13 protein-coding genes are annotated in these 13,094 nt (G+C 64.4%); 8 read left to right on the top strand and 5 right to left on the bottom strand.

Translation table 11 applies throughout. The annotated features are described in order from the left end of the window. Positions 1 to 43: 43 nt before the first annotated feature. On the top strand, positions 44 to 775 hold the full coding sequence (locus DCG74_RS01785) for a sulfite exporter TauE/SafE family protein (RefSeq protein WP_172786629.1): 732 nt from the start codon (positions 44 to 46) through the stop codon (positions 773 to 775). 8 nt (positions 776 to 783) lie between these two features. Here the strand turns inward: DCG74_RS01785 and DCG74_RS01780 are convergent, their stop codons facing one another. The 3 genes from DCG74_RS01780 to DCG74_RS01770 all read right to left on the bottom strand — a co-directional run bounded on the left by DCG74_RS01780 (position 784) and on the right by DCG74_RS01770 (position 4,362). Next, positions 784 to 2,754, bottom strand: coding sequence for a carbohydrate porin (locus DCG74_RS01780; RefSeq protein WP_172786630.1), 1,971 nt, complete (start codon positions 2,752 to 2,754; stop codon positions 784 to 786). A gap of 398 nt (positions 2,755 to 3,152) precedes the next feature. Beyond that, positions 3,153 to 3,416, bottom strand: a complete 264-nt coding sequence (locus DCG74_RS01775; protein WP_036045494.1) for a hypothetical protein — start codon at positions 3,414 to 3,416, stop codon at positions 3,153 to 3,155. Between the two features lie 139 nt (positions 3,417 to 3,555). After that, positions 3,556 to 4,362 carry a creatininase family protein gene (locus DCG74_RS01770; protein ID WP_172786631.1) on the bottom strand — a complete coding sequence of 269 codons (807 nt, stop codon included), beginning with the start codon at positions 4,360 to 4,362 and terminating at the stop codon, positions 3,556 to 3,558. Between the two features lie 153 nt (positions 4,363 to 4,515). Here DCG74_RS01770 and DCG74_RS01765 point away from each other — a divergent pair, with 153 nt between their 5' ends. The 5 genes from DCG74_RS01765 to DCG74_RS01745 all read left to right on the top strand — a co-directional run bounded on the left by DCG74_RS01765 (position 4,516) and on the right by DCG74_RS01745 (position 9,056). After that, positions 4,516 to 5,538: an ABC transporter substrate-binding protein gene (locus DCG74_RS01765; protein WP_172786632.1), complete on the top strand. Its 1,023-nt coding sequence runs from the start codon at positions 4,516 to 4,518 to the stop codon at positions 5,536 to 5,538. 206 nt (positions 5,539 to 5,744) lie between these two features. After that, entirely contained in the window at positions 5,745 to 6,560 is an 816-nt protein-coding gene (locus DCG74_RS01760; protein WP_172786633.1) for an ABC transporter ATP-binding protein, read from the top strand. Then, positions 6,557 to 7,375 (top strand): ABC transporter permease, encoded by an 819-nt coding sequence (locus tag DCG74_RS01755; RefSeq protein ID WP_172786634.1) that lies wholly within the window; start codon positions 6,557 to 6,559, stop codon positions 7,373 to 7,375. The genes DCG74_RS01760 and DCG74_RS01755 overlap by 4 nt, the downstream gene beginning before the upstream one ends. After that, entirely contained in the window at positions 7,375 to 8,364 is a 990-nt protein-coding gene (locus DCG74_RS01750) for a 2-hydroxyacid dehydrogenase (RefSeq protein ID WP_172786635.1), read from the top strand. The genes DCG74_RS01755 and DCG74_RS01750 overlap by 1 nt, the downstream gene beginning before the upstream one ends. After that, positions 8,364 to 9,056, top strand: a complete 693-nt coding sequence (locus DCG74_RS01745) for an AprI/Inh family metalloprotease inhibitor (protein ID WP_172786636.1) — start codon at positions 8,364 to 8,366, stop codon at positions 9,054 to 9,056. Before DCG74_RS01750 ends, DCG74_RS01745 begins: the two co-directional genes overlap by 1 nt. 218 nt (positions 9,057 to 9,274) lie before the next feature. Here DCG74_RS01745 and DCG74_RS01740 read toward each other — a convergent pair whose 3' ends face one another. Then, positions 9,275 to 10,669 carry a peptidoglycan-binding protein gene (locus DCG74_RS01740; RefSeq protein WP_172786637.1) on the bottom strand — a complete coding sequence of 465 codons (1,395 nt, stop codon included), beginning with the start codon at positions 10,667 to 10,669 and terminating at the stop codon, positions 9,275 to 9,277. Positions 10,670 to 10,921: 252 nt separating this feature from the next. On the opposite strand from DCG74_RS01740, the gene DCG74_RS01735 reads away from it, so the two are divergent. Together DCG74_RS01735 and DCG74_RS01730 are read left to right on the top strand one after the other, a co-directional pair. After that, positions 10,922 to 11,296 carry a hypothetical protein gene (locus tag DCG74_RS01735; protein ID WP_172786638.1) on the top strand — a complete coding sequence of 125 codons (375 nt, stop codon included), beginning with the start codon at positions 10,922 to 10,924 and terminating at the stop codon, positions 11,294 to 11,296. Positions 11,297 to 11,393: 97 nt separating this feature from the next. After that, complete coding sequence (locus DCG74_RS01730) at positions 11,394 to 12,098, top strand: tetratricopeptide repeat protein (RefSeq protein ID WP_172786639.1); 705 nt, start codon at positions 11,394 to 11,396, stop codon at positions 12,096 to 12,098. 206 nt (positions 12,099 to 12,304) lie between these two features. On the opposite strand, the gene DCG74_RS01725 is transcribed toward DCG74_RS01730, so the two are convergent. After that, a complete protein-coding gene (locus DCG74_RS01725; RefSeq protein ID WP_172786640.1) occupies positions 12,305 to 13,093 on the bottom strand; it encodes a DUF4239 domain-containing protein in 789 nt (262 codons plus the stop codon). Position 13,094 lies beyond the last annotated feature (1 nt).

Raw genomic sequence — 13,094 nt, 5'->3', positions numbered from 1 at the left:
GTGATCCCACGCAAGCGCTGCTCGCTGATCTATGGAGCGAGCAATGGACGGGATCGCAATCGAGCTTCCGCTCTTTCTGTTGGCCACCTTCGCCGGCGCGTTCGTCGCCGGCCTCTCCGGCTTCGCCTTCGGCTTGGTCGCGGCATCGTTGTGGCTTTACGTGCTGACGCCGCTTCAAAGTACCAGCCTGATCGTCGGCTTCGGCCTTCTGGTGCAGGGCTATTCGGTCTGGAAGTTGCGCAGCGCGCTCGACTGGCACCGGCTGTGGCCCTTCATCGTCGGTGCAGTCATCGGCGTGCCGGCCGGGGTGTCACTCCTGACCTGGGCCGATCCGAAGAGTGTTCGCATCGCGGTCGGAGCTGTCCTGATCGCCTACAGCCTCTATGCATTCTTCCGGCCGCAGCTCAAACTCGCGGTCGTCGTGCCGCCGGCCGTTGACATGACGGTCGGCTTCGTCAACGGCCTGCTTGGCGGGCTGACGGGCCTTGCCGGCATCGTCGTCACCATCTGGTGTAATTTGCGCGGCCTGCCCAAGGACGCGCAGCGTGCCACGTTCCAGCCGGTCGCCGTCGTGGTATTCGCCATGGCGGCGTTCTGGCTCGGTGCCAACGGATCGCTCACATCAGACACGGCGAAGCTGTTCGCGCTCGGCGTGCCGTTTCTGTTCGCCGGCACCTGGCTCGGGCTGAAACTGTTCGGCCGGATCGACGAGGCCGCGTTCCGCAAGATCGTGCTGGCGCTGCTGTTCGTCTCGGGTGTTGCGCTCCTGTTCTGAGCCGCAGCTCAGAACTCCCCGTGCAGCCGGCCCGAAAACACCGACACCGGTCCGCGGTCGGCGTTGTAGGCGGGGTTGACGATGAGCTGATAGTCGGCGGTGAGGGTGATGTTCTTGTTCACCGCATAGGCGTAGTAGGTTTCGAGGATGCGTTCCTTGCGGTAGTTCAGCGCGCCGTCGCCGACGAGGACACCGAGGCCGCCGGCGGCAAGGAAGTCGCGATAATCCTGCGAGATCGCGTTGATCGCGCCGCCGACGCCGATCACGTCGTCCGGCCGGCCCCATCTCGTGCCCTTGATCGACAAGCCCGCGGACAGGCTGCGATGAATGTCGGTGAAGGCCAGCGTTTCGAACCGGCCGTCGTTCCAGCTCCAGCGGCCGAACAGCCCGACATCGTCGGTGATCGCCTGCTCGAGATTGAGCACATAGCCGTACTTCAGGCGTCCGCGCCGGGTCTGCGCGATGTCGAGATTGAGCGCGGGATTGTTCAGCGTCTCGCGGAAGCTGCCCATATTGGCGCTGTCGAGCCAGCCGATGGTCCTGAGCTTACCGGGCTGGCCGAGCAGCGAGAAGCGCGTCTCGAGCTCGAGCACGTACTGGCCGCGCTCGCCGACCCTGGTGTCGAAATGATTCGAATTGGATTCCGACACCATCAGGAAATAGCCGCCGCGCAGCGCCCATTGCTTCTGGTTGAGTTCGGCCGTGACGCCGTAGGTGAGACCGACCTTGTCGGCGGAATAATCGAAGGCGCCGGGCGCCCAGAGCGACCAGTTCATGAAATCCCTGCGGGTGTCCTTGGCATAGGCATTGCCGTCGAACACGTCGACCACGGGGAACTTGCCGGCCTGCAAGGTGAGGCGCGACACGTCGACCTTCTGTCCCAGCTGCAGCTGGCTGCTCGCCAGCTCTTCCTGCTCGCCGCCGAAGCCGAAGGTTTGGCGCACGAACAGGCGCGAGGTGTTGTAGTGCGGGTAGGGGAAGTTCGATTTCTGCGCTTCGCCGTTCGGGAAGCCGGCCGCACCGACCGTGTCGTTGAGCCCAAATCCCTGCAGCAGCTCGGGATTGTAATAGACCTCGCCGCCGTCCCACAGCCGCGCGTTCAGGAACAGGCTGTTGCTCCACGTCGCCTTGGCCTGTCGCGACGGCGACAGCGAGTTCGGTCCGGTATAGAGCGCGGGGAACGATGGATAGCCTTGCGGCAGATAGGTGCTCTGGCCGTGGATCTCCCAGCGATCCGATTCCGTGTCGATCAGCGAGCTCTTCGGGTTATAGCCCGGCATGCCGGGCCAATCGACCTTGCGGTTGAGGCCGAGCCTGACCTGCTGGAAGTCGAGCGACGAGGACGTGTATTGCGCGCCCGTGGAGAAGGCGACGTTGGCACTATCGAAGCGGCTGTAGAGATATTCGAGCCGCGCGCTCCAATGCGGCGCGAAACCGTATTCGACGCCGGCGCCTGCGACCCAGCCAGGACGTGTGTTCAGGATCTTCGGGATTTCGGCGCCGGAGGCCGGCGCGTCGAAATAGCGCTCGCCCATCCAGGCAAAGCCGCCGGTGGCATAGACGAGCCACGGACCGCTGGTGTAGCCGACGCGCCCGCGCAGGCTCGCGGTGTAGTCCCATTGCTGCGTGACGGTGTTGGCGGGCGTCGCCAGGAACGAGACGATCGAGTTCGACGTGATGTAGTTGGGAAACGTAAAATCGCCTTCGACGCCGACCAGCCAGCCGGAGTTGAGGCGGTAATTGTAGCCCGCCTGCACGCCGCCGATCATGCCGCTGAAGACGCCGCTGTCGCTGAGTGCGGTGCCGTCGTTCAGCGCAAAATGCGACGAGCCGCGGCCGTAGCCGGCATGCGCGCCGATATAGAGGCCGGTCCAGTCATAGACCGCTCTCAAGGCCGGCGCCTTCAGCGGCAGATCGGCCGCGCGGCCGGCAGTCGGAAAAGCCAGCACGCCCGTGGCAATCGCCGCGGCCGTTCGCAAGCACCGATGTCTGTGACCTCTCAACGCCAAAACGCACGCCCCCAAACGCGAATCTGTTCCACCCGCCGAATATCCCTGACGGGTCGCGACGATTCTGTCACCAAGCCTCGGCGATTGAGGCGACCGGCCGAGATGATCTCGATTCGCCCCCACTTCGTGCCAAGTTCCTGAACCTGCGACAAACCTTATTGCGATTAATTCGCAATAGCAACTGATGCGCATCGCCGCAGAGAAGAGTTCGCACCGCTGTGTGACGCGGCTGCAACAAATTCGCCGGGCTCAAAACGAATGACCCCGCCCGGGGGGACGCCGGGCGGGGTCGGGGGCACGACACGGGGTGGATGAGGCGCCCGTGTCGGACGCAGGATCCACGTGGAGATCGGCCTCAGGTACTCAGATCAGTAGCAGGTGCGAACGCGGCCGACGTACTGGCCGAAGGCGTTGTACTGCGCGACCCAGCCGCAGCGGTGATAGCCGTGGTAATAGGGATCGTTGCTGGCGGCGATCGCGGAGCCGACGACGGCGGCGGTGGCGATGCCGGCACCGACACCCCAGACCCAGCCGGGCTGCTTGGCTTCGGCCGAGGTGGTGGTGGACGCGATGCTGCCGGTGACGGCGAGAGCAGCGAGAGCTGCGGCGGCAATCTTGGTCTTGATCGACATGTGAAACTCCATCCGGGTTGAGGCGGTCCGTTGTGGCCCGCGTGCCCAGTTGGACGGAGGCATGCCGTGTCCGGTTCGAAAGCGCATCTGGCGCTGCCGGAATCCCGTCATTTCTCGAATGGTTTCAGTTGGATGCGGGCTAGCCGAGCGGCCCCTTGGCGAGCCTGTTCACGTCGAAGTTATCGACCTCTCCCAGCAGCTCGCAAAAGGCGCGCGCGCCTTGATCGAGCAACTGCTCGCCCTTCGCTGGCTCAGCCAGCGTCGCGTTGCCGACCGCGCCGCTGGCGTTGAGATCCTGCGCCTGCCAGGCGAACGGCGCCGGCCGCTGCGTCGAGAGCCAGCGATATTGCTGCTCCATCGCGATGCTGCTCGCGGGAAAATCAGCGATCGCATCCTTGCGCACCTGATCACGATAGCGCGCCAGCATGATCGAGGTCTCGACCGCGCCGCCGTGAATGCCGTGGCGCACTTCATCGGCCGGGAACAATGTGTCCGCGCCCGAGAGCCGCGACCACGACGTCGTCACTACCAAGAGCTTTTGATACGCGCGAAGGTCCTGCGCGACCAGCATCATGGCCGCGCTATTGCCGCCATGGCTGGTGACGATGACGAGCTTTCTCACGCCGCGGCGTGCAACCTCCTCGCCGATCCCAGTCCATTTCTTCAGCGCCATTTCGGTCGGCAGCGTCTGCGTGCCCGGATAGTCGATATGCTCGGTGGAAATCCCGACCCGTTCGACCGGGAGGAAGCTCGCTGCAACGCTCGCGGACAACAGCTCGCGCACACGTGCCAGATAGGCGTCCGCGATCAGCACGTCCGTCGTCAGTGGCAGATGCGGGCCGTGCTGCTCGGTTGCCGCCAGCGGCAGCACCGCGATCCAGCGCGACACCTCGTCCGGGCTCGCATGAGCCCAGTCGATGTCGATCCAGTCGCGGGAGGGCGTCATCGAGGTTTCCTTGCCCGAATTTGTCACGTAATTTGCGGTAAGAGGGGATGCGGGCCCGGCCGGCTCGCATCCCCTGATGTCATGCGGTTTTATCGCGTTGCATTCACTTGAACCAGAGACGATTGGACCAGCCAGGGTCGACGGAGTGCCATCATGCCCCCCTTTCATCTGCGGCGAGCGTTAATTGCAGGCTTGTTGGCCGCTGTCGCCTCCTTTGCGCCGGCGCGCGCCCAAACGCTCGACAAGGTCACATTCGGCACCAACTGGGTCGCCGAGGCCGAGCATGGCGGCTTCTTCCAGGCGGTCGCCGACGGCACCTACAAGAAATACGGTCTCGACGTCACCATCGTCCCCGGCGGTCCCAACGAGAACAACCGGATGCTGCTGATTGCCGGCAAGATCGATTTCTTCATGGCCGCGAACACGCTGATGTCGTTCGACGCGGTCGCCAACAACGTTCCCGTCGTCAGCATCGCCGCGGTGTTCCAGAAGGATCCGCAGGTGATGCTGACGCAGCCCGACGCCAAGGTCGCCAAGATCGAGGATCTCAAGCCGCTGACGCTGTTCGTCTCCAAGGAAGGCATGACCAGCTATTTCCAGTGGCTGAAGTCCGAATACGGCTTCAGCGAGAAGAACGTCCGGCCCTACAATTTCAATCCGCAGCCCTTCATCGCCAATCCCAAGAGCGCCATGCAGGGTTACGTCACCTCCGAGCCGTTCGCGGTGGAGAAGGCCGCCGGCTTCAAGCCCAACGTGCTGCTGCTCGCCGATTACGGCTTCAACACCTATTCGACCCTGATCGAGACCCGCCGTGAGATCGTCGAGAAGAAGCCTGACCTGGTGCAGCGCTTCGTCGATGCCTCCATGATCGGCTGGTACAATTACATCTACCGCGACAATTCCGCCGGCAATGCCCTGATCAAGCAGCTCAACCCGGAGATGACCGACGATCTCCTGGCCTATTCCGTCGCCAAGATGAAAGAGCACGGCATCGTCGATTCCGGCGACAGCTTGAAGAACGGCATCGGTGCGATGAGCGACGAGCGCTATGCCTCCTTCTTCAACAAAATGGTCAAGGCCGGCGTCGTGAAGGCGGATCTCGACTTCCGCAAATCCTATACGCTGCGCTTCGTCAACAAGGGCGTCGGCGTCGAGCTGCGCCCGAACAAGCCGTAGATGCTGAGATCAGGCACGGCGGTGCGGCTGGGGCCCACCTCTCCCGAAGGGAGAGGTCGCATCGCATCGTCAGATGCGGTGCGGGTGAGGGGTTACGCTCTCTCGTGGGACCTGAGGCCCCTCACCCGGCGCTGCGCGCCGACCTCTCCCCGTTGGGGAGAGGTGAAAGACGCGGCGCGACCGAGCCTCACAAAGACCAGCGATCGATGGTAGCGAGCTCAACGCCACCCGCCGTCGAGCCCAGTCTGACCGCTCTCGCCGTCAGCCTGCGCGGCGTGACCAAAACTTACGACAACGGCGTGATGGCGCTCGGCCCGTTCGATCTTGCGGTCCGCAAGGGCGAGTTCATCTCGCTGCTGGGCCCGTCCGGCTGCGGCAAATCGACGGTGTTGCGGCTGATCGCCGAGCTCAGCGCGCCGTCGTCGGGCACGGTGCGGGTGGCACGGCACGAGGGCGTGCCGCAGCCGGGTCACGGCATCGGCTTCGTGTTCCAGGAGCCCACCCTGATGCCCTGGGCCAACGTCCGTGAGAACGTGCGGCTGCCGCTGAAGCTCGGCGGCGTGCCGAAGGCGGAAGGGCGCGCGCGTGCCGACGCGGCACTGGCGAGTGTCGGCCTTGCCGATTTCGCCGATGCCTTTCCGCGCGAGCTCTCCGGCGGCATGAAGATGCGGGTGTCGCTGGCGCGCGCGCTCGTCACCGATCCCGATATCCTCCTGATGGACGAGCCGTTCGCCGCGCTCGACGAGATCACGCGCTTCCGCCTCAACAACGATCTGCTGGCGCTGTGGCGGTCCCTGCGCAAGACCGTCATCTTCGTCACCCATTCGGTGTTCGAATCCGTCTATCTGTCGCAGCGCGTCGTGGTCATGACGGCGCGACCCGGCCGCATCCAGGCCGACATCCGCATCGAGACGGTCGAGCCGCGGGCTGAGGAGTTTCGCACCTCGGCGGCCTATTCCGACTATTGCCGACGCGTGTCCGCCGCGTTGGCGCCGTCCTATTCGGAGCAGTCGACGCTATGAGCGCGCAAGCTCCCGTGCCGGCAAAATCCTCTGGCGCGCAACGCGCGATGCGCTTCGTGCTGCCGGTCATCGTCTTCGCAGCCGGCCTCCTTGCCTGGGAACTCGTGGTCCGCATCAAGGAGATCCCGCCTTACGTGCTGCCGGCGCCCTCGGTCATCGTGCTGACACTGATCAAGGACTGGGCGGTGCTGTCACAATCGCTGGCGACCACGCTTGCAACCACGCTCGAAGGTTTTGTCGCCGCCAGCATCGGCGGCATCGCGCTGGCGCTGCTGTTCAACCAGTCGAAATGGGTGGAATATTCGCTGTTCCCCTATGCCATCGTGCTCCAGGTGACGCCTGTGATCGCGATCGCGCCGCTCTTGCTGATCTATCTGGAGCAGCAGACCGCGGTGGTCGTCTGCGCCTTCATCGTCGCTTTCTTCCCGGTGCTGTCGAACACCACGCTCGGGCTGAACTCGGTGGACCGCAATTTGGCCGGCCTGTTCCAGCTCTATGGCGCGTCAAAGCCGCAAACCCTGCGCTTCCTCAAGCTGCCGGCGGCGCTGCCCTATATCCTCGGCGGCCTGCGCATCGCCGGCGGCCTGTCGCTGATCGGCGCGGTCGTGGCGGAGATCGCGGCCGGAACGGCCGGCGCCGGCTCCGGGCTCGCCTACAGGATCGCCGAATCGGGCTATCGCTTGAACATACCCCGCATGTTCGCAAGCCTGCTTCTGTTGTCGCTGGCCGGGATTGTCATCTATGGGGTGCTGGCGCTAGTTTCCCACCTCGTTTTACGGCGCTGGCATGAAAGCGCGCTTGGAAAGGAAAACTGATGGCTGCCGGTTCGATTTCGTCCGAAAAGATCGACCTTCTGATCTATGGGCCGGTGCGGCCGATTCTCGAGAACGGCTTTTCCGATCATTTCGTCGTGCACAAGGCGGAGACGCGCGGCGATCTCGAGCGGCTGACGCCGGCGGTCCGCGACAGGATCCGCGGCGTCGCGGTGACCTACCATACCGTGCGCGCGGACAAGGATTCGCTGTCGCAGCTGCCGAAGCTGGAAATGGTGGCGAGCTTCGGTGTCGGCTACGACCACATCGACGCCAAATATGCCGCCGAGCACAACATCGTCGTCACCAACACGCCCGACGTCTTGACCGAGGAGGTCGCCGACGTCGCGATGGGCCTTCTGATCTCGACCTTGCGCGAGTTCATCAAGGCCGACCGCTATGTCCGCTCCGGGCTGTGGCAGACCCAGAACTATCCGCTCAGCGTCGGTTCGCTGCGCGACCGCAAGGTCGGCATCGTCGGCATGGGCCGGATCGGTCAGGCCATCGCGCGCCGGCTCGATGCCTCGCTGGTGCCAGTGGTCTACCACTCGCGCAACCCCTCCAAGGACGTCGCCTACAAGCACTACCCTGATCTGATCGAGATGGCGAAAGCTGTGGACACGCTTGTTGTGATCGTGCCGGGCGGTGCCTCGACCGAAAAGATGATCAATGCCGAGGTGCTCAAGGCGCTCGGCCCGCGCGGCGTGCTGGTCAACGTCGCGCGCGGCTCGGTGGTCGACGAGCCGGCGCTGATCCAGGCGCTGAAATCCGGCACCATTCTCGCCGCCGGCCTCGACGTGTTCGCGGCCGAGCCGAACGTGCCCGACGAGCTCAAGACCATGCAGAACGTCGTGCTGCTGCCGCATATCGGCTCGGCCTCGGTGGTGACGCGCAACGCCATGGACCAACTCGTGGTCGACAATCTCAAGTCCTGGTTCGCCGGCAAGGCGCCGCTGACGCCGGTTGCGGAAACGCCGGTCAAGGGGCGCTGATGATCGCACGTCGCCTTCTCGCATTTGCCATCGCGGCCTTTCTGGCCGCGACCGGCATCGCGCGTGCGCAGGATGCGACGAGCCTGAAGAAGCAGATGCCCGGACAGTGGGAGCTCTCGACCACCGAGCGCAGCAAGACCTGCGTCGTCACACTGAGAGGTGACGCCGCAGGCCAGGGCTACAAGCTGGAGCTGGAGCCGGCCTGCAAGACCGCGCTGCCCTTCACCAAGGACATCGTCGCCTGGAGCGTGAAGGGCCTCGACATCGTGCGCCTGCAGGATGCGACCGGCGAAGCCGTGATCGATTTCACCGAGGTCGAGGCCGGCATCTTCGAAGGCCTGCGCCAGGGCGAGGGCGTCTACATCCTGCAGGACCTCGCCGCCGCGCGCTCGATGGCGAAGTCGATGGACCAGATGATCGGCGACTGGTCGATGGTGCGCGGCAACGGCCAGCCGATCTGCGGGCTGACGCTGACCAACACCGAAGCGGGCCCGGACAATTTCCAGGTCTTCCTCAAGCCGAGATGCGACGCCGCGATCGCGCAGTTCAACCCGACGCAATGGCGACTCGAGCGTGGCCAGATCATCCTGATGTCCAAATCAGGCGACGCCTGGCAGTTCGAGGCCGACGACAACGCCCAGTGGCGCCGTGTCCCCGACACCGCCGATCCCCTGATCATGCTGCGCCAGTAGGCGGGGCCAAGCCGCGGGCTCGATAACCTCTCCCGCTTGCGGGAGAGGTCGGCGCGTTCCGGGCGATGCGAAGCATCGTCCCGCGCGCCGGGTGAGGGCTTTCTCCTCTTGGGGGTTCTCGATTGTGGAGACACCCTCTCCCCAACCCTCCCCCGCAAGCAGGGGAGGGAGCGCACCTGCTCCTGGAGAAGCATCCCAAGTCCGATTTCCCTGGGTCCTCACGTCGTCACCTTCGGCGGCGGCGCGGTGCCTTGCGCCCATTTCTCCATCTTGCCGAGCACGCCCCAGACGGCGAGCGCGAGCGAGATCGGCATTGCGAACTGGCCAAGGCCGGGCACGGCCGACACGATGGTTCCGAGCAGCCCGGCAAGGCCTCCCGCATTCGGGCTTGCCGTCACCGAGGAGAGCAGGGCGGTGATCAGCGAGCCGCCGATGCCGAGCGCGGTCTTCTTGCCGTCGAGCAGCTTGCCGATGGTCTCGCCGAGCGCGCCATTGACCTGGCCGAGCATCGGCTTGCCGCCGCCGTTGTTGAGCAGGGTGCTCAGCAAATCGACGACCTGTTTCAGCTGATCGACGGGGGCGGGGCTCATCGGGGCGACGGGTCCGGGCATGGGCGCTGTCTTGTTGATGAGGGAGAACAGCCGTTCGAACAGGCTGACGGGATCGTTGGTGGCAGGCAATGTGTTGCTCGGCACGATCGCTGGCAGCGTCCCGCCGCTTGCCGGCGGTCGCAGCACTTGTGTGAGATCTTCCAGCCGCTTCAGGATCTGCGAGAGGTCGCCGTTCTGCCCGGCCGGGCCTGGCTGCTGCATCCCGCGCGTGATGGCGGCGACCGTGGCGGCGTCGAGCAATCCGGTATCCCTCAGGCCGTTCTGCTGCTGAAACAGCGAGACGGCGGCCCTGGTCTTCGGTCCGCTGATGCCGTCCTCGACGAGCGGCGGATTGGCGCCGAGCTTGTTCAGCGCCTGCTGCGTCAGCATGACCGTCGAAGCCACCTCATCCTCGGGCTCGGTGCGACCGGCGAATTGCGGGCCGTCGTCGAGCGCGATCGACGAATCCAGCGCCATCATCGCATGCAGGATCACCGCCGTGCCGAGCTGGGCATCGACATGACCGGGATCGAACACATGGTCGCGGACGAATTTTCCGGCTCTTGCTTCCGGCGGGCCGTACAGGGTCGAGCCGCCATAGAGATAGGGCGAATTGACGCCCTTGGAATGATAGCCGAAGCCGTTGAACGCCTCGAGCCGGAACAGCATCCGCGCGATGCCCCAATCCCGCGCACCGATGAAGTTCTCGATTCTGAACGCGTCCACGGCGCCGTCCACGAAGGTGGCGAACGGGCCGCGCCCCTTCGGAACGATCGTCGTCGTGCGATGAAGCGTTTCGCCGTTGCCCAGATAGGTGTCGAAATCGAAGTTGGATTCGCGGTAATGGCAGAGCGCGGTGAAGTACCAGGGCACGCCGGTCAGCCGCTCGATCTGCTGATAGGTCGCCTTGCCGTTGAGCGCCTTGCGGGCGATGGCATTCGCCTCGGCGACGCGTCCGGTCCGGATTTCGAGACCGGCCCAATTCCGCTCGTATTCGTTCTTGAAACTCTCGAATGAAATCATCTTCCGCTCCCGCAAATTGATTGAATGATCGACTTGCCGTGCAAACCAAGGTGAGCCAGGTGTCGTGATCGGTGCCTGGCTCCAGCGTGATCTGTCGAAAGTCTGGCAGGTCGCCGGCGCGGCGCATGTGAAATGGCTTACAGCTTGGGCGGGAAATCTCGGTAGAACCAGGGCGAGGCCTCCACCGCTCCGGGAACCGGCCGGCGATCCCTCCGTTAGCAAGACGAGACGGTCCGGCAAGGAGTGTTCTGCATGGCCAAGCGCGTCCTCGCGATCGGCATCGAACCCGGCAATGCCGACTACAGCGCATTCCCGCAGCTGACGCCGGAGCTCGTGCGCGACTACATCGAGGCGCAGCTGTTGCGCCTGCGCGATCTCGGCTTCGAGGTCACGAGTTGCCTGATCGATCTCGATGTCACAGCCGAAGCCGGCGTGGTGGCGGCGCTGCGCGATGAGCGCTTCGACTGCATCGTCATCGGCGCCGGCCTGCGCGAGCCGAAGGAGCGCCTGCTCTTGTTCGAGAAGGTGCTCAACCTCGTTCACCGCCTGGCGCCGGATGCCGCGATCTGCTTCAACACCACGCCTGCCGACACCGCCGAGGCGGTGCAGCGCTGGGTGGAGCCCTGACGGGACCGCCCGGGCAGGCCAAGGATCGCTGATTTCGAACTTTTTCTCCGTCTCGAGCGACCAAGACGGAATGGTTCAAACTCGATGGGGCTTTGATATGAAATTCGTTGCCTTGGCCTTTTCGTGCCTTCTGCTTGTCGCGGTGCCCGCCAGCGCGAATGACACCCGCACCTTCAATGCGATGGTCGCGTTGGCCAATCGCGGAGATGCGGAGGCGCAATATCATGTCGGCATGATGCACAATAACGGCATCGGCACACCGCAGGATCGCAGCCAGGCATTCGAGTGGTTTCAAAAATCGGCCGCGGCCAACGATCCGCTCGGAGCCTATAAGCTCGGCTGTTATTATGACGGGCAGGGCGTGGGCGTCGTCGCAACGGATCCGGATCAGGCATTGAAATACAAGCTTGTGTCCGCCAAGGCCGGTTACGCGCGTGCTCAGCACGACGTCGCTCTCATGTACGACCGGCAAGGGAATTCGGAAGAAGCGCTGAAATGGTGGAAGATGGCAGGCGACCAGGGCCTCCCTAGCGCCCTCTTCAGCCTGTCCCGCGCATATTCTGCAGGAAAGGGCACGCCGAGGGACGTGTCCCTGTCGTATGCCTATTTCAAGCTCTCGAAGGTGGCGCCGGCCAGGAATGTCAACGAGATGGCTTCCATGTTGTCCAAGCCGGAGCTCGAGAAGGCCGAGAAAATGGTTGCCGAATGGAAGCCGCAACCGACCGCCCTGACGCTCAAGGCATTCGCCGGCATCACGGCCGCAGAAGACCACTTGAAGGCCGCCAAAAGCCAGATGTTCTGATCTGGCCTCAAGCGCAATGGCTTTAGGTTGATCAATGCCGCGGTCTCGGTTCACCTCTCCCGCTTGCGGGAGAGGTCGGCGCGTCCGGGCGATGCGAAGCATCGTCCCGCGCGCCGGGTGAGGTTTTCCTCTTGGGGATTATCCCATTGCGGAAACATCCTCTCCCCGACCCTCTCCGGCAAGCGGGACAGGGAGTGCGCCTCCGTCTAGGTCTTCGCTGCTGCCTCCGGCATGATCTGCAGCAGCGGCTCCGGCTTGATCGAGACCTGACCGGCGAATGGCCGGTCGTGTGCGGCAATCAGCAGGACGGAGGCGGCCACCCCCGTCGCGAACAGGCCCATCGCGATCGCCGATCCCAGCCGGTTGTCGCAATGAACGAGGCCGATCACCAGCAATGCGCAGGCGGCTTGGAGGTACAGGCACCACCATTTGACTGGATTGACTGCGGCGAGGCTGACGATGATCCTCTGCCGCCGCGCATCCAGCGCCTGCTCCAGCGCGGCGATGAGCTCGCGTTGCACATTCGCCTGCCCCGTGCCTTGCGGCGTCATCGTGATGACGAGCTGCAGGGCATCGGCGAGCGCCGGCGGCGTCACTTTCAGCGATGCCTCCTGATGCGCCATCATCGGCCATTCCACCGCGACAGCCTGCCCGACATAGTCGCGCACCAGGCCGCGCAGCTTCGTCTCCTGCTCCGCCGGCAGGCCGCCGGCCAGCAGCACGGCGCTGCGCAGCGCGCTGGCCTCGCGGCTCACCGCGGCACTGGCGCGATCGCTGTCGCCCCAGACCTGCGCTGCGGTGAAGGCGACGAACAGGCCAAAGATGATGCCGAGCACGGGCAGCATGCCCGGCGAGATCACTTTGAGCGATTTGGCACGCTCCTCCGTTGCGACAAGCGTGATGCCTGCGAAGATCGCCGCGGCCATAAGATAGGTGAATCCGAAGATCACCAGCGCCATGACGGGCACCGGCAGATTGTGCAGCCAGTCGCTCATC

This window comes from Bradyrhizobium sp. WBAH42, from assembly GCF_024585265.1.
Classification (GTDB): Bacteria; Pseudomonadota; Alphaproteobacteria; order Rhizobiales; family Xanthobacteraceae; genus Bradyrhizobium.
Note: the sequence above shows the minus strand (reverse complement) of the source record. Positions and strands in the feature narration are given on the sequence as shown.